At 38.4% G+C, this 17144-nt stretch carries 16 protein-coding genes; 6 read left to right on the forward strand and 10 right to left on the reverse strand.

What is annotated here, in order from left to right; genetic code table 11:
* Window positions 1-8 precede the first annotated feature (8 nt).
* The 3 genes from HMPREF0013_RS22920 to tviB are packed head-to-tail and all read right to left on the reverse strand — an operon-like array spanning window position 9 to window position 3048.
* Window positions 9-911 (reverse strand): hypothetical protein, encoded by a 903-nt coding sequence (locus HMPREF0013_RS22920; protein ID WP_005071800.1) that lies wholly within the window; start codon window positions 909-911, stop codon window positions 9-11.
* Window positions 905-1744, reverse strand: coding sequence for a glycosyltransferase family 2 protein (locus HMPREF0013_RS22925; protein WP_005804809.1), 840 nt, complete (start codon window positions 1742-1744; stop codon window positions 905-907). Before HMPREF0013_RS22925 ends, HMPREF0013_RS22920 begins: the two co-directional genes overlap by 7 nt.
* 29 nt (window positions 1745-1773) lie before the next feature.
* Window positions 1774-3048, reverse strand: a complete 1275-nt coding sequence (tviB, locus tag HMPREF0013_RS22930; RefSeq protein WP_005804810.1) for a Vi polysaccharide biosynthesis UDP-N-acetylglucosamine C-6 dehydrogenase TviB — start codon at window positions 3046-3048, stop codon at window positions 1774-1776.
* Window positions 3049-3402: 354 nt separating this feature from the next.
* Here tviB and HMPREF0013_RS22935 point away from each other — a divergent pair, with 354 nt between their 5' ends.
* The 5 genes from HMPREF0013_RS22935 (at window position 3403) to HMPREF0013_RS22955 (ending at window position 8804) form a co-directional block, all read left to right on the forward strand.
* Window positions 3403-4503, forward strand: coding sequence for a polysaccharide biosynthesis/export family protein (locus tag HMPREF0013_RS22935; protein ID WP_005804811.1), 1101 nt, complete (start codon window positions 3403-3405; stop codon window positions 4501-4503).
* A gap of 4 nt (window positions 4504-4507) precedes the next feature.
* The gene (locus tag HMPREF0013_RS22940; protein WP_005804812.1) at window positions 4508-4936 is read left to right on the forward strand and encodes a low molecular weight protein-tyrosine-phosphatase; all 429 of its coding nucleotides are present in this window, start codon (window positions 4508-4510) and stop codon (window positions 4934-4936) included.
* Window positions 4937-4955: 19 nt separating this feature from the next.
* Window positions 4956-7142, forward strand: a complete 2187-nt coding sequence (locus HMPREF0013_RS22945) for a polysaccharide biosynthesis tyrosine autokinase (RefSeq protein ID WP_005804813.1) — start codon at window positions 4956-4958, stop codon at window positions 7140-7142.
* A gap of 192 nt (window positions 7143-7334) precedes the next feature.
* Window positions 7335-8060 carry an FKBP-type peptidyl-prolyl cis-trans isomerase gene (locus HMPREF0013_RS22950; RefSeq protein ID WP_005804814.1) on the forward strand — a complete coding sequence of 242 codons (726 nt, stop codon included), beginning with the start codon at window positions 7335-7337 and terminating at the stop codon, window positions 8058-8060.
* A 48-nt stretch (window positions 8061-8108) separates the two neighbouring features.
* Window positions 8109-8804 carry an FKBP-type peptidyl-prolyl cis-trans isomerase gene (locus HMPREF0013_RS22955; RefSeq protein WP_025464203.1) on the forward strand — a complete coding sequence of 232 codons (696 nt, stop codon included), beginning with the start codon at window positions 8109-8111 and terminating at the stop codon, window positions 8802-8804.
* A gap of 48 nt (window positions 8805-8852) precedes the next feature.
* On the opposite strand, the gene murJ is transcribed toward HMPREF0013_RS22955, so the two are convergent.
* Complete coding sequence (gene murJ / locus HMPREF0013_RS22960; protein WP_005804817.1) at window positions 8853-10403, reverse strand: murein biosynthesis integral membrane protein MurJ; 1551 nt, start codon at window positions 10401-10403, stop codon at window positions 8853-8855.
* Between the two features lie 72 nt (window positions 10404-10475).
* On the reverse strand, window positions 10476-11045 hold the full coding sequence (ampD, locus tag HMPREF0013_RS22965; protein WP_005804818.1) for a 1,6-anhydro-N-acetylmuramyl-L-alanine amidase AmpD: 570 nt from the start codon (window positions 11043-11045) through the stop codon (window positions 10476-10478).
* A 171-nt stretch (window positions 11046-11216) separates the two neighbouring features.
* Between ampD and nadC the strand changes: the two genes are divergently transcribed.
* The gene (gene nadC, locus HMPREF0013_RS22970) at window positions 11217-12062 is read left to right on the forward strand and encodes a carboxylating nicotinate-nucleotide diphosphorylase (protein WP_005804819.1); all 846 of its coding nucleotides are present in this window, start codon (window positions 11217-11219) and stop codon (window positions 12060-12062) included.
* On the opposite strand, the gene HMPREF0013_RS22975 is transcribed toward nadC, so the two are convergent.
* The 5 genes from HMPREF0013_RS22975 to HMPREF0013_RS22990 all read right to left on the reverse strand — a co-directional run bounded on the left by HMPREF0013_RS22975 (window position 12059) and on the right by HMPREF0013_RS22990 (window position 17138).
* Window positions 12059-12226 carry a hypothetical protein gene (locus HMPREF0013_RS22975; RefSeq protein WP_000938939.1) on the reverse strand — a complete coding sequence of 56 codons (168 nt, stop codon included), beginning with the start codon at window positions 12224-12226 and terminating at the stop codon, window positions 12059-12061. The genes nadC and HMPREF0013_RS22975 overlap by 4 nt on opposite strands.
* A gap of 434 nt (window positions 12227-12660) precedes the next feature.
* A complete protein-coding gene (locus HMPREF0013_RS22980) occupies window positions 12661-14829 on the reverse strand; it encodes a phosphocholine-specific phospholipase C (protein WP_005804820.1) in 2169 nt (722 codons plus the stop codon).
* A gap of 21 nt (window positions 14830-14850) precedes the next feature.
* A complete protein-coding gene (locus HMPREF0013_RS25440; protein WP_262447379.1) occupies window positions 14851-14985 on the reverse strand; it encodes a hypothetical protein in 135 nt (44 codons plus the stop codon).
* Window positions 14986-15119: 134 nt separating this feature from the next.
* The gene (gene rph / locus HMPREF0013_RS22985) at window positions 15120-15836 is read right to left on the reverse strand and encodes a ribonuclease PH (protein ID WP_002120794.1); all 717 of its coding nucleotides are present in this window, start codon (window positions 15834-15836) and stop codon (window positions 15120-15122) included.
* A 159-nt stretch (window positions 15837-15995) separates the two neighbouring features.
* Window positions 15996-17138 (reverse strand): fatty acid desaturase family protein, encoded by a 1143-nt coding sequence (locus HMPREF0013_RS22990; RefSeq protein ID WP_079377709.1) that lies wholly within the window; start codon window positions 17136-17138, stop codon window positions 15996-15998.
* Window positions 17139-17144: the final 6 nt, after the last annotated feature.

Raw genomic sequence — 17144 nt, forward strand, 5'->3', positions numbered from 1 at the left:
TTTCTCTATCAAATGTGTTTACTATCACTAAGAATTCTATTCAAAAACTCTAATGAATGGTTGGTAATCTTGCCAAATTGAATATCATTCCCTCCACCATCAACATTTATTGCCATTAGACTATCTCCGTCCTTCAAAATCATAAAATGTATATTTCTTTCTAATATTCTTTTTGCTTTAAAACCATTCATTACCGTAATATATTTAAACCATAAATCATCAGCATGTGGACACAATTCAAGAAATTGTTCCTTTGAAGCAGAAAGTCCATTTAACGCACCAACAGGATAATAAACACCACTTGTCCCTGTAGGCATAAATGAATAAAGAGCCTCTTTATCAAAAAATTTGTCTGATTTATTCAACCAATCCATATAAGTCAAAATTCTATTATTTTTATTGACAATATAGTGACCTCGATACGCCATGACAGTATTCGGATTACTTAACGCGCTATCTACCATTATTTTTAACCACCATGACGGATAATAAACGTCATCATCAACAGTAATGATAGACTTAGTATTATTTTTATCGGCTACATAAAATGCTTTTTTATATGATTTTATATTTTCATTAAAAATCTTAACTTGTAAACCGCGCCTAATCAATTTTTCTATATTTTTAGGCATCCCACCAAACTTATCAATATCTTCTTGACTAATAGAAAATATGATTTCATATTTTCCTTGATAATTTTGTTGAAACAATGATTCCACTACAAGATGAACAACATCAAATCGCTTATAATACGAAGTTAAACTCACAATTATTGGCGCATCACTAGCAACTTTTTTTGAAGAAAAAACTGTCCTAAATTTTAATTTATAAATTATATGTCTTTTTCTAATTGTAAGATGAATACCAACAAAAAAACCATATAATTTCTTAAAAATCTTATTTATTAACATCTTGGATGCTTACCTTCAATAAAAGTCTTTATAACAAGTCTTAGCTCTGCAATTCTTAATTTTAGAAGCATTCCCGCAACTATCCTAAAAATATATTTTGTATTCGTCCTATACCATCTAAATTGAAGAATTTGATCTATCAATAATTCTTTTTTTCTAAAATCACTAATCTCATTATTAAACTTACTTAAATGATGAGAAAGTTCTGCCCGTGTGTTAACAATAAATTGGTCAGAATACTGCAATTTATCCAGTCTTCTAAATAATGAAATATCGACACCATAAAAAGCAAAGTGGTGATCAAAAACACCACCAAATGCATCAATCAACGTCTTTTTTAAATCACGACTAATAATTAAACCTGAACCTATACTATAAGTGCCCTTATCGTATTGATAATACCCCTCCTGGGTCTCTTTAGGAGAAGAACTAATCACAGGGTAATATGCCTTTCCATCATGGCTTGATCTAATACTTGGCAAACCAAGATGATAACTCTCTGTATCAAAGAGTATCTTCTCGCAGTATTCTCTTGAAACCATTGTATCGTCATCAAAAACTGCATATCTATCAGCGTCATATTGCTGGATAAAATCATTATAAATCCAACTCAAAGGCTTATTTTGCACCTGATTCTCTAAAACGACGTGGTGGTGTTTTTGTGCCAATGCAGACAACACTGCACTATTTTCATCTATTGCTGCAGGACCATTATTTACAATAAGTAAATGATCCAGTTTTCGCTCAAAGCCTAGCAAGCTTTGTATAGTCAAAGCATCTTCTAATGCTTTGCCATACACAATAACTACCAATGCAATTTTATTATTATTCATATCAAATAAGATGACCTATGAAATCGTGATTACAATCTGAGATTTGACTCTTCTTTATCCAAAACATATTTCAAATCATATAGCACGTGCTTCTCTTTACCTAAAGCATGAAACTCTTCCACACTCATAGATTTAAATTGGTTATGTGCTACAGCAATGACGATCGCATCATACAAGCCTTGTTGCAGTTCTTTAATCGGTCCTAAACCATATTCGTGTTGTACTTCTGTATCATCTACCCACGGGTCATAGATGTCTAAGTCTAAATCATACTCTTTGAGGGCTTTAATAAAGTCGACAATTTTTGTATTACGGATATCTGGACAGTTTTCTTTAAAGCTAAGCCCCATCACCAAAATGCGTGCCCCAACAACTTGGATACGTTGCTTCACCATTTCTTTAATGAGCTGAGTTGCTACATATTCACCCATACGATCATTTAAACGACGGGCAGCCAAAATAATTTCTGGATGCAACCCAATCGATTGAGCTTTATGGGTTAGATAATACGGATCTACACCAATACAGTGCCCGCCGACCAGCCCTGGACGATAAGGTAAAAAGTTCCACTTCGTGCCTGCCGCTTTGAGCACATCTTCCGTATCGATATTTAATTTGTTAAAAATAAGCGCTAATTCATTAATCAGAGCAATATTCACATCACGCTGCGTGTTTTCAATGACCTTAGCTGCTTCTGCTACCTTAATACTAGGTGCTTTATGTGTCCCCGCTTCAATAATCAAGTTATAAACGTCATCAACATAATCCGCCACTTCAGGGGTTGAACCTGAGGTGATTTTTAAAATATTAGTGACACGGTGCTGTTTGTCGCCAGGGTTGATACGCTCTGGGCTATAACCTGCAAAAAAGTCTTGATTAAACTTTAATCCCGATACTTTTTCTAAAACAGGAATACATACTTCTTCTGTTGCACCTGGATACACAGTAGACTCATAAACCACGATATCTCCCTTCTTTAAAACTTGACCAATACTGGTTGAAGCTTTAATTAAAGGTGTTAAGTCTGGTTGTTTAAAGTCATCAATTGGTGTTGGAACAGTCACAATAAAAAAGTTACAACCTTTTAAATCATTAAGGTCTGCACTATAAGTTAATTTAACTGCTTGTTTCAGCTCTTCTGAAGAGACTTCTAAGGTATGATCTTGACCATTCTTAAGCTCATCTATACGTTTTTGATAGATATCAAAACCGACAACAGATACTTTTTTCCCAAACTCAACTGCCAACGGCAGGCCAACATAGCCTAACCCAATAATTGCTATTTTTAATTTGGCAATTTGCATACAAACGAGCCTTTTCCTTAGAGTTTATATCTAATAAATCATGCTTTTGGCACTAACTGTGCAGCGTACTATATCAGATTTTTAATTACCGCCGTATGCCAATTGTATAAATGTGTTTACAACATTTATAATCAATCTTTCTCCACTTAGCCCAAACTATACATTTTTAATATTTCTACACTGTGAATACTGTTTAAAAGCCCTCCCCAGTTAAACTAAACATACAAAGCCTTGCGATTTTTCGATGTTTTTTCATTACTTTTCAGCTAGAATCAGTTCAGCCTGCGTTTAATAGACACTTGTCACTAAGCAGTAGCCAATATCAATTAAAGATAAATACACAAAGGGTTGCGTGTGAAGTATTGCCAGTTTTTTTCTGTTCTTGCCTTAAGTTTGAGTGCCGCTAGCTGTGCAGTCACTTCAGGTTTACAAACTTATGATCTTCCAAGTGAAGGTGTTTATAAAACTGACCTCGGAACTACCGTAAATGTAGTTAAAATTTCTCAAGAAACGCTACCGGTCATTCAGCCTGCTCAAATTGACTATCAACATGACTACGCATCCTTATTTAAAACTCAGCAACCTATTTATCGTTTAAGCTCAGGCGACGTTCTTTCTATTCAACTCTGGGCTTACCCTGAAATTACCCCTCCTATTAATGGGATTAGTAACGAGCAATCTATTCAAGCTAACGGCTATCCAATCGATCAAACCGGTTATATTCAATTTCCTTTAGTTGGCCGCTACAAAGCTGCTGGTAAAACGCTTGCTCAAGTAAACCGTGAATTACATGATCAACTTGCCCGATTCTTAAAAAATCCGGATGTTGTAGTTCGTGTAGTATCTTATGAAGGACAGCGCTTCTCTGTTCAAGGTAGCGTCACAAAAGGTGGGCAATTTTATTTAAGTGACCGGCCTGTAAGTATATATACTGCATTAGGTATGGCAGGTGGAGTCACCACCACAGGTGATAACACTTATATTCAACTCGTTCGTAATGGTCGGACCTATAACCTAAACACAATTGATTTAGAAAAAGCTGGCTATTCTCTTCATAAGCTACTTGTCCAACCCAATGACACCATTTATGTAAGTACTCGTGAAAACCAAAAAATTTATGTCATGGGGGAAGCTGGAAAAAGTCAAGCTTTACCAATGCGCGATCAAGGTATGACTTTAACAGATGCCTTAGGTGAAAGTTTAGGTATTAACCCAAATTCTGCAAGTGCAAGTAAGATTTATGTAGTGCGTACTAATCCAAATGACCATACTACTGAAATTTATCACTTAAATCTTTTAAGTATTGGTGATTTTGGTCTAGCGAATCAATTCAAACTACGTAGTAATGATATTGTCTATGTTGATGCGACTGGTTTAACACGTTGGCAACGTGTAATTAACCAGATTATTCCTTTCTCAAATGCGTTATATAACGTAGACCGTTTGGGACAATAATATTATGCAAATTAAAAATATTTTAGTCGTCTGTATTGGAAATATCTGTCGTAGTCCTATGGCAGAGTATTTGTTAAAACAGCAATACCCCCAACTAAATATTGAATCTGCTGGTATTTCTGGACTCATAGGTTATCAAGCAGACAGTAAAGCACAACTTTGTATGCAACGCTTAGGCATCGATATGCAACCACATATTGCCCGTAAACTTAATGCTTCGCATATTAAAAAAGCTGACCTTATTTTGGTCATGAGTCACAATCAGCAAAAGCATATTGAGCAGACTTGGCCCTTTGCAAAAGGTAAAACCTATCGTCTGGGCCACTGGCAAAACAAAAACGTGCCTGATCCCTACCAGCACGATCAAGTTGTTTTTGATGAAACTTGCCAACTCATTCAGCAGTGTGTGGCTGATTGGAAACCTTATATTTAACGTATAGATTTTTAAGCATATGAACCAACAGAATACTAATACCGAAGATACAATTGACTTAAAAGAACTGTTTTTTTCGCTGATCGCTCAGTGGAAGCTTATTGCTCTATGCGTTATTTTAAGCGTTGTATTTGCTCTACTCTATTTACGCGTAACACCAGATACCTATTCGGTTGATGCTTTGGTTCAAGTTGAAGACAGTAAAGGGGCTTCTGCTGCACTTTTAGGTGATTTGTCGCAAATGATTGAGCAAAAATCACCAGCTCTAGCAGAAATAGAAATTTTAAAATCTCGCTTGGTTCTAGGCTCTGTCATTAAAGAGTTACATCTAAATATACAAATTTCTAGTACCGAAAATACGCTTACTCACCGATTATTAAGTGATACGGAATATAAAACCGAGTACACAAAAAAATCGGTTTTATTTCAAGATGACCTTAAAAGTTTTGAAGTGCGTGAGTTTGAAGTTCCGAATTATTATCTGGACAAAAACTTACTTCTTAATTTTGACAAACAATCGTTGCGTTTGACCGACCCAACAACTAAAGAGGTAATATTAACTCTTCCATTAAACAAAGTTAGCCAAGTTGTTGGGCCACATGGGCGCTGGAAGATTGCAATTTTTACCAAACATCAACTTGATGCGACCTATAATATTACTAATTTGTCCTTACCTGCTGCTGTAAATTCACTTAGCGTAAATTATTCTGTCGCAGAACGTGGCAAACTTACAGGTGTTTTAGGTCTAAATTATCAAGGTCAAGATAAAGAACATATTACTAAAGTTTTAAATGCAATTCTGGCAACTTATAGTGCACAAAATATTGAACGTCGTTCGGCTGAGTCTGCTCAAACTTTAAAGTTCTTAGATGAACAACTTCCAGATCTTAAAAAGCAATTAGACGATGCAGAGCGTCAATTTAATAAGTTCCGTCAACAATACAACACAGTTGATGTCACTAAAGAGTCTGAGTTGTACTTAACTCAAAGTATTACTTTAGAGACCAAAAAGGCTGAGCTTGAGCAAAAGCAAGCTGAGATGGCGGCAAAATATACTGCTGAACACCCTGCAATGCGTGAAATTAATGGACAGCTCGCTGCTATTAATAAACAAATTGGTGAGTTAAATAGCACCTTAAAACAACTACCTGATGTGCAACGTCAATATTTACAATTATATCGTGAGGTAGAGGTAAAAACACAGCTCTACACAGCGCTTCTCAACTCGTACCAACAACTTCGTATCGCCAAAGCAGGTGAAATAGGCAACGTACGTATTGTTGACACTGCAGTCGAGCCAGTTAAGCCAATTAAACCAAGAAAACTGTTAGTTCTTATTTTATCTTTATTTGTGGGCGGTTTTATTGGAACACTAGTCGCCCTACTACGTAATATGTTACGTACAGGCATTAAAGATTCTGGGCAAATTGAAAATGAGTTGGATTTACCAGTCTATGCAACCGTACCACGTTCTCCAATTCAAGAAAGTCGTATCAAGATTTTAAAGAAAAAGAAGAGTATTCCTATTCTTGCAGTTAAAAATAGTGATGATATTGCAATTGAAAGCTTACGTAGTATCCGTACCGCGATTCACTTTGCATTAGCAAATGCAAAAAACAATATCATTATGATTGCTGGCCCTTCACCAGAAGTTGGTAAATCGTTTATTTCAACCAACCTTGCAACTATTTTTGCTCAAAGCGACAAGCGTGTATTACTCATTGATGCCGATATGCGCCGTGGTTATATGCATAAATACTTCGATGTAGATGTTAAGCCAGGTCTTTCTGAGTTATTGAGTGGACAAACTGATCTACAAAAAGTTTTGCATAAAACTCAAGTTGCTAACCTTGATGTGATTACTCGCGGTAAGAGTCCAACAAATCCTTCAGAGATTTTAAGCTCTAACCAATTTAAAGAACTACTTGAACAACTACAAAGTCAGTATGACCACATCATTATCGATACTCCACCAGTACTTGCAGTAACCGATGGTATTATTATTTCGCAATATACAGGCGTGAACTTAATTGTTGCGCGTTATGCTAAGTCGCAAATGAAAGAGCTTGAATTAACGCTTAATCGCTTTGAACAAGCAGGTGTTAAAGTCAACGGCTTTATCCTTAACGATATTCAACGTGCGAGCGCGGGTTATGGTTATGGCTATAACTATGCCTATGCTTATAAAGCACAAAAAGAAGATTAATCGTAAAGTGATAAAAAAACCGGATCAAATGATCCGGTTTTTTTATTTAAGATTTTTTTAAGTTTATTCCAACTAAAACTAACTAAAATATATAAAAAACCACTCGTTTTTTTTCTTAAACATTCTATGCTTAAGCATGCTAAGATCAAAAGCAGCCTTTTTAGACTCAAATGATTATTTTTGGAACCTTTTATGAGTAAAGCCTTACCCATTGCTGTCGCTGTAGTTTTAGGCGGTGCTGCACTTGTACCAGTTTATTATGCAAGCCAACATCCGACCACAGAAGTCGGAAGCAAAGCAAATAAAAATGCCTCTCCAATTGAAAAAATCAGTTATGTTCTTGGGTACGAAGTTGCTCAACAAACTCCACCTGAACTAGACACAAAATCATTTGTGAAAGGGATTCATGATGCTCGTAATAAGCAACCAAGTGCTTATACTCAAGAAGAGTTAAAAGCTGCTGTTGCTGCTTATGAAAAAGAGTTGCAGCAAAAAATGCAACAACAAGATAAATCACAGCAAGCTGCTGGAGCAGCGTCTGAATCTGCAGATGTTCAATTCCTTGCAGAAAATAAAACAAAAGCTGGTGTAAAAACTACAGCGTCTGGTTTGCAATACATCATTACTAAAGAAGGCACAGGTAAACAACCAACTGCGCAGTCTATGGTTAAAGTACATTACGAAGGCCGTTTAATTAACGGTCAAGTATTTGATAGTTCTTATAAGCGCGGTGAACCAGTTGAGTTTCCTCTCAATCAGGTTATTCCAGGCTGGACCGAAGGGCTTCAGCTCATGAAAGAAGGCGGCAAAGCGACATTCTTTATTCCATCTAATCTTGCTTATGGTCCTCAGGAACTCCCTGGTATTCCAGCAAACAGTACACTGATTTTTGATGTAGAACTCATTTCAGTGAAATAAAAACATTCAGGAGAGTAAAACAGTACTCTCCTTTTTTTGGAAAACGGCATGAAAAAAATTGGTTTAATTATTGCAACATCAACAATGAGTTTATCTGTTTTTGCTGCTGCACCTATTACAAATAAAAGCTCGGCGAAAGAACAGTTTAGCTATAGCTATGGCTATTTAATGGGCCGTAATAATACTGATGCTCTAACAGATCTAAATCTTGATATTTTTTATCAGGGTTTACAAGAAGGTGCTCAGAACAAAACCGCACGCTTAACTGATGAAGAAATGGCGAAAGCGATTAATGATTATAAAAAAACTTTAGAAGCTAAGCAACTTGTTGAATTTCAAAAAATAGGACAACAAAATGCTCAAGCAGGTGCTGCATTTCTTGCTGATAATGCAAAAAAATCGGGCGTAATCACGACTAAATCAGGCCTCCAATACCAAGTATTAAAAGAAGGTACAGGTAAAAAACCGAAAGCTGTATCACGTGTTAAAGTGAATTATGAAGGTCGTTTACTCGACGGAACTGTATTTGACAGCTCAATCGCACGTAATCATCCAGTTGAATTTCAGCTTAGCCAAGTGATTGCAGGCTGGACTGAAGGTCTACAAACCATGAAAGAAGGCGGTAAAACTCGTTTCTTTATCCCTGCAAATCTCGCTTACGGTGAAGTCGGTGCAGGTGACACGATTGGTCCGAATAGCACTTTAATTTTCGATATTGAATTGCTGCAAGTTTTGCCAAAATAAATGTATTAGTATAAAAAAGCGATCAATTTAAGATCGCTTTTTTTATTTTTAGTGTTTTAAATCTCTAGGTCGAAAACCCGTAAGGATTAAACCGATCAGGTAAGCAATTATCCCAACTACGCATAGCCCTACGACTTCGGCAACACGTAACCACTGTGAAAGCTCACCATTATACCAATTGAGCCCAAACCAAAGCGCTGCAATCATAGCAAGGTTTGCTAAACCATATTGAAGTCCCAATTTCTTCCAATGCGGACCAAATCGGAAAATATTACGCTTATGCAAATAGAAGTAGAGTAAACCGGCATTTACTAACGCTGAACCTGAAGATGCTAGTGCAAGTGCCATATGTTCTGCATGCCAATCAATAAGCTTAAAGAAGCCGATAAATACAACGTTTAAAATCGCATTAGCAGCAACTGACATTAAACCTACACGCACTGGTGTTTTTGTGTCTTGTTGTGCATAGAAACCGGGTGCAAATACTTTAATAAGCATGAAAGAAATTACACCAGCACTCATACATTGCAATGCTAGAGCTGTCATTTGTGTATCACGTAGATCAAACTCACCACGCTGGAATAATGCTTGAATAATCGGTGTTGAAAGCATAAATAAAGCAATACTTGCCGGCAACCCTACCAATACAATGACTTTTGCAGCCCAGTCGATCATACCGCGGAACTTTGCTTGATCCTGCTCTGCATGACGGGCAGAAAGTGAAGGCAAAATTACTGTGCCAATCGCAACCCCAATTAAACCTAAAGGTAGCTCAGTCATGCGTTCAGCACTATATAGCCAAGACACTGAACCATCTTGCATGAAAGATGCCCAAATCGTATTTAGCAATAGGTTAATCTGAGTCACCGATACACCAAATAATGCTGGAAGCATTAATTTTAAAATACGCTCTACACCCTCATGTTTAAAATCAACTTTAGGTGGAATCAGTAGGTTTTTACGCCACAATTCAGGAATTTGTATCGCTAACTGTAATACCCCAGCCGCAACAACTGACCAGCCTAATGCTTTGATTGGCTCAGCCATATACGGCGTAAGCCACCACGCTCCTGCGATCATCGCTACATTTAACAAAACTGGTGAAAAAGCTGGTGAGGCAAACGAACCATAACTATTTAAGATGCTGCTAGCAAAAGCCGTGAGCGACATAAACATTAGATATGGAATAGTCAAACGGAACATGCTGACGGCTAAATCGAACTTTTCTGGATCACTGTGGAAGCCCGGTGCGTACATATAGATGATTGCAGGTGCTAAAACCATAGCCACAAAAGTGAGTAAGGTCATAACTGTTAGCAAACAGCCAAATACCCGACTAATTAAAATCTGTACTTCAGCGTGTGCTCGACCCGTTTTATATTCAGTTAAGACTGGGATAAAGGCCTGAGAAAAGGCGCCTTCGGCAAATAGTCGTCGAAAGAAGTTGGGAATACGAAAAGCGACGACGAAGGTATCAAAATCTTTACCTGCACCAAACACGTTGAGCAATACGACGTCACGCACGAGCCCTAACACTCGTGACAACATCGTCATTGCACTGACAATAAAAGTCGATCGCCACAATGCCATCGCACTCACCTACAGCTATATTCGAAAGACGCTATTGTAATGAAACTAGAAAATCTTTTCGTTGTGAAATGATGAATGAACTCAAGTTTTTTTCTGTGCTAACAGTTGTCTAAAGTGTTGCCATTTAAAATAAGGCCCCGGATCGGTTTTTCGGCCTGGTGCAACATCCGAATGCCCTGCAATATGGTTTTTAATTTCAGGATAAGCCTGACGGATAGCGGTAACAACGTCAGTTAATACTTCATATTGTACATTTTCAAAAGGTAAATCATCGCTTCCTTCAAGCTCAATACCAATTGAATAATCATTGCATTCAACTTTGGCTAAGTAGCTTGAACGCCCTGCATGCCATGCTCTGTCGTTAAAGTTAACAAACTGTAGGACTTCACCTGTTCGTAAAATTAACAGGTGTGTAGAGACTTGCATACCTTCAATAGTCTGAAAATAAGGATGAACTGACCAATCTAACTTGTTTTGAAAAAACTGCTCAATATAGCCACCTCCAAATTGAGACGGCGGCAAACTAATATTATGAACCACAATCATTTGAATTTCGGTGCCAGTCGGACGCTGGTTAAAATTTGGAGAAGGGATTTGTCTCGCCCCTTTTAATTGTCCATCTATAACTTCATACGGTGTGATTTGCTTCATTGAGACGCCAATAAATTGCTTGCCAATTGTTTTAGTTTAAAACAGTTATGTGCTTTTCAAAGTAGTAAATGCGATTGTTTATCGCGATTAATCTCATAAAACAGCTTATTTTTCAGGTCGACGATGCTAATATATCGCAAGTTTTAGGGTCATCGACAAAATGGAAACCGTATGAGCATACCTCAGTCTTTGCTTGAACAATCAATTCAAATCAATATTCAACAAGCACTACAAGAAGATATTGGGGACGGTGACATTACCGCTATGCTCACACCTGAAGATGAGCAAGCCACGGCAACCATTATTAGCCGCGAAGATATGGTCTTAGCTGGACAACCGTGGGTTAATGCGCTCATCTCAGCTTATGACAATACTGTTCAGGTGACTTGGCTAAAACAAGAAGGTGAACGTGTTGCTGCAAACGAAGCCTTTTTAAAGCTTGCTGGTTCTGCACGTAGCTTACTGACTGTAGAGCGCCCTGCTTTAAACTTTATTCAAACTTTGTCTGCTGTTGCAACAAAAACTGCTGAATATGTTCAACATCTTGAAGGTTTAAATACAAAACTTCTCGATACACGTAAAACTCTACCAGGCTTACGTATTGCACAAAAATATGCGGTTGCTATCGGGGGCGGACAAAACCATCGTCTTGGCTTATTTGATGCGTTCTTAATTAAAGAAAACCATATTATGGCAGCGGGTGGTATTGCTCAAGCAATTGCCAAAGCACATCAAATCGCACCGGGCAAACCTGTTGAAGTCGAAGTTGAAACTTGGGATGAACTAAATCAAGCGCTTGAAGCTGGTGCTGACATTGTCATGCTCGATAACTTCAGTCAACAGCAAATGATTGATGCCGTAAAACATGTGGCGGGCCGCTGTAAACTCGAAGCCTCTGGCAATATCACTATTGAAAACTTGCGTGAAGTTGCCACCACTGGCGTTGACTATATTTCTATGGGTGTCCTAACTAAAGACGTTAGAGCTGTTGATTTATCTATGCGTTTTAATGCTTAGATAAAATCTGCGTCATTATTGGTATTTTTTTGCGACTTGGTCATGTCTGCCGCTTGTGTTTTTTGCCACGCTGACTGAGTCGCTTGTGCCCCACTATCACGTGGATCGGCAGCCATTAGAACAAATGTCACTACTGCTAATAATACAATAAAACCTTGTAGCATAAATTTTCCCCATTACTTTAAAAAATTCAGGGTTTCAAGGTAAAAGATAAATATGACCAGGCTTAGGAGATTCTGTTACAAAAGGTAAGTCTTTATTTTTATTATTCATCTATACGACAGCATATTCCCACATAATATTTTATATCAACAGCATAACTCCCTTTATTTACTATCGTGACATGGATATCTCTTTTCCTACGCGACAGAGTCTTATCGCTTAGAATTTTTTACCAACAGCTCATTCTGTTACTTTGGTTTTGCCCAAAGTAACCAAAGGCATTGTCATCTGCAAAACCTGCCCACTTTCATCCTCTATCCTATTTTGTTGCAAAAATAAGATCCTTATAGATTATAGACAGGTTGCAGATGACTTTTAGCACCAATTAATGAGGAATAAATTTCAATACCTTCATTAACAGAAATAACTTACCAACCTAAGACTCTAGATAACCCATATATGGATCAGAAATTGAATCTTCTTGAGTTTCTATACGGCCTGCGAAACGACGACTGAAAGTAGTATCATCAGCTAAAGTCACAGTGAAGTCATACCAGCCACCAAATTCAGACATATCCCAAACTAATTCTTTTTCAGAACTATTGGTTTCAATCGTCCATGTCTTGTTTGGAAGATAAGCATTTGCTTTGACGTTTAGCTTGACTGACTTATTACCATCATGACGCACTTTTAAATACAAATTCGCATCACACTCTTCCACACACACTCTAATTTCCGGTAATACTTGAGTCTGGTTAGCTTGACTCAAATCGCCTTTAAACGCGCGATGGAAACCATTTGGTCCAAGCACCCACAAATCGTACTGCCCATTTGTAGCATTCCATACATCATCGAGCTGTTTACCCGCCTCAACCATATAACGACGTGGAATTGCCGTAAGATCTAATCGGTTATAGACATGAAAAACGGCTGCCTGTTTACCCGTATTAGAGAACATCAGCTTAACCGTTTTTTGAGTGACATCGACTTTGGCACTGGTGTGCAAAATATATGGCAAAGCACGTGATGGTCTAATTCCCATTTCCTGCTGAGGAAATTGCTGCTGGCTCGGAACAGGAACTTGTGGCAATAAAGCTTGAGCAACACGAATCGCATCGGCTTCGGCTTTGGTTTTCTTCCCATCTAGTTCAGCAACAGGCAGAAGGTTCGGTGTTTTAAAATTAAATGCAGTCGTTAAATCACCACATACAGCACGGCGGTATGGGCTAATGTTAGGCTCTTGCACACCAAAGCGTTTTTCCAAGAACTGTAAAATAGAGGTATGGTCAAAGACTTGAGAATTTACCCATCCTCCACGGCTCCACGGCGAAATCACATACATGGGAACGCGTACGCCTGGTCCATACACTCGACCATCTGGCTGAGGTTGAGATTTTGAAGTCGCTACTGCTGGATGGTTAAAGTACTCATAAGACACTTGCTGATCGTTTAAAGTCGTTTTTCCATATACAACACCATTTACATCTTTAGACGGTGCACTTGGTGAAGGGACATGGTCAAAGAAACCGTCATTTTCATCGAAGTTCACCAATAAAACGGTTTGGCTCCACAGCTCAGGGTTTTCAGTTAATGCATTTAATACTTCCTGAATATACCAAGCACCTTGTACAGGACTAGATGGCCCCGGATGTTCACTGTAAGTTGCAGGAGCGACCAACCAACTCACCTGCGGTAATTTACCTTGTGCGATATCAGCTTTAAAAGTTCCTAAAAAACCACCGTCCGGCATGGTATTGGCAATACCTTTGTAAAGTGGTTGAGTCGCATCAATCTTTTCATCGTATGCTGGACACGTTAGCGTGTCGTTACTGACAGGTTGACCAGATTGCTCATTTGCACGGCGATACTGTTTGAAACCAGCTAACGGGTTATCGGTAAAGTTATCTGGCATATTTTGATAGACTTTCCATGTTACGCCAGCCTGCTGTAAGCGCTCAGGATACGTTGTCCACTCATAACCTTCTGTTGATGCCCCAATCCCATCAAATTCATTTACAACACTCGCAACACCTGCACCTGTAGGACCATTAGTTCCAGTCCAAATAAACTTACGGTTTGGGTTGGTGCCAGCATGCATAGCACAGTGGTAAGCATCACAAATGGTAAAAGCATTCGCTAAAGCAAACTGATATTCGACTTCTTGTTTTTTATAGTAGCCCATCGACTGTGGTTTTTTATAAGCGACCCAATCACCCATACGGCCATTGTCCCAAGCTGCTTGGCCATCAGACCATGAGTGAGGTGTACCTGAAACACGCTGAGCATTTCCTAAACGACTATCTAAATGGTAAGGCAATACCTTCTTTTTATTCGCATCATATTGTTCCCAAACCTTTCGGCTTTCCGTCATTGGAATCGTAAAACGATCACCAAAACCACGTACACCTTTTAATGTTCCGAAATAATTATCGAAAGAACGGTTTTCCTGAGTCAAAATCACGATGTGTTTAACATCTTGAATAGTTCCACTTTCAACTTTGGCATCAATAGCTAAGGCTTTTTGAATACTCAGCGGGAAACTCGCTAAAGCAGCTGTCCCAAACATGGTTTTTGTAGAGTTTAAAAGAAATTCGCGACGGTTCATTAGTTCTATCCTGAGTTCTTATTATGGTGCACAGTGCATTTTGCAATTAGTGGTGGGCGGTGTTGTTGGCGATGAATTATCTGAGTCATTATCATCGTTACAAGCACTGAGCATGAGTGCTAAAGAAGTAATTAATAAAAGTGAAAGTTTTCGCATTGGTTTTTCCCAAACGGTTTAAATGCGAACTACTAATAAAGTGTTAAAGTGACAGGCAAGTGATGTTTTTATGTCGATTTGATGAAGGCATAAAAAAACGCATCCGAAGATGCGTTTTTTTAGAAAGCGTAAAATTACCAGCCTAAAGCTTCTTGTTGCTTTTTAATGAGCTCGGCAATCCCTTTTTCAGCCATCTCTAACATGGCATTGCTTTGAGCACGGGTAAACGGTTTGTCTTCGGCAGTACCTTGAATTTCAATAAACTCGCCAGCTTGTGTCATTACTACATTTAAGTCAGTTTGACAGTTCGAGTCTTCTTCATAGCAAAGATCAAGCAACACTTCGTCTTGATACATACCGACAGAAATCGCAGCAACTAACCCTTTAAGCGGATCATGCTTAATTTTCTTTTGAGACAATAAAACATTCATCGCATCAACCAATGCTACAGCAGCACCAGTGATTGAAGCAGTACGCGTACCACCATCAGCCTGAATCACGTCACAGTCGATGGTAATCGTGTTTTCACCAAGCTTTTTCAAATCAACCATCGCACGTAAGCTACGGCCAATCAAACGTTGGATTTCTTGAGTACGACCAGTTTGTTTACCACGAGCCGCTTCACGGTCACAACGTGAATGTGTTGAACGCGGTAGCATGCCATATTCTGCCGTTACCCAGCCTTGGCCTTGGCCTTTTAAAAAGCGTGGCACTGAGTTATCAATGCTTGCAGTACAAAGGACTTTGGTGTGACCAAATTCGACCAGCACAGAACCTTCAGCATAACGGGTGTAGTTTCGTGTAATTTTCACTTCACGTAATTGGTCTAATGCACGTTGGTCAATACGCATAATCCTTCCTAACTTCTCTTAAATACAAACTTGGGCATAGTATAGCAAAGGATTTTGACAGGTTGAGTTTATTCCCTACTTTCAAATGTAAGTCTGCAAGTTTCATAACTCAAAAATAAAAATAGCCCCTAAAAAGGAGCTATTTTGAATTAACTGAGATTATGCAAATTTAAATTTTGCTTTTAACTTTTCTAATGTCTGCATCACTTTTCCAGTGGTATGGTTTGGCAGTGAACATTTCGCTAAACGTACCCATACACTCCAGAACTGGCGCATAAAGTTCGCTTCATTGTAATTAATGCCATATTCTACGCAAAGTACCTTAATTTTCGGGGCTACATCTTTATAGCGGTTAGCTGGCATATCTGGAAATAAATGGTGTTCAATTTGATGGCTTAAGTTACCACTCATAAAATGCAGCCATTCTGTACCACTAAAATTACTTGAACCACGAATCTGGCGTAAGTACCACTCTGCCTTAGTTTCAGTATCTGTATTATCAGGCTCAAACGTTTCTGCATCTTCAGTAAAGTGACCATTAAAAATCACCGCAGATGACCACAAATTACGAATAATATTCGCAACTACATTTCCTGCAAAAACCGGTAAAAACATAGGGCCAGAGATCACAGGGAAAAACACATAGTCTTTTAAAACTTGGCGTGTGGCTTTTTTACGGACTTTAGCCGAATCTTTCCACACCTGTTTCCAGCTCTTGGTTTTATAAACTAATGCATCTTCAAGATGTAAGTTTTGTACACCTACATACCACTCAAAGAAAAACATTAACTGTAGACCGAGGGGAATATTAAACAGATGGCGGGGTTCCCACTTCTGTTGATCACTTACTCGCAAAATGCCATAACCGACATCATGGTCTTTACCGACAATATTGGTATAGGTGTGGTGCACATAGTTATGTGTTTCACGCCAGTCATCACCAGAGGCAATGGTATCCCAATCGTAAGTATTACCGTTCAGGCTTGGTTCATTTAACCAGTCAAACTGACCGTGCATGACGTTATGACCAAGTTCCATATTTTCTACAATTTTAGAAATACCTAATAAGCCTGTGCCTAGTAGCCAGACTGGCGGAATCCAACCACCAAACATCAACATGCCACGTGAAGCGATTTCGGTGTAGCGAACAAAATTACGCACTTTGTAGATATATTTCGCGTCTTGTTCACCAAGGCTTTGCATCACGTCTTGACGAATCTGCTCAACACGGCGGCCAAACTCTTCAGTCTGTTCAGGTGTTAAATGAGCAGATTTAGAAACAGTAGAAAATTCTAATGCCATATTCAT

Origin of the sequence: Acinetobacter sp. SH024 (assembly GCF_000163635.1) — a bacterium.
Classification (GTDB): domain Bacteria; phylum Pseudomonadota; class Gammaproteobacteria; order Pseudomonadales; family Moraxellaceae; genus Acinetobacter; species Acinetobacter pittii.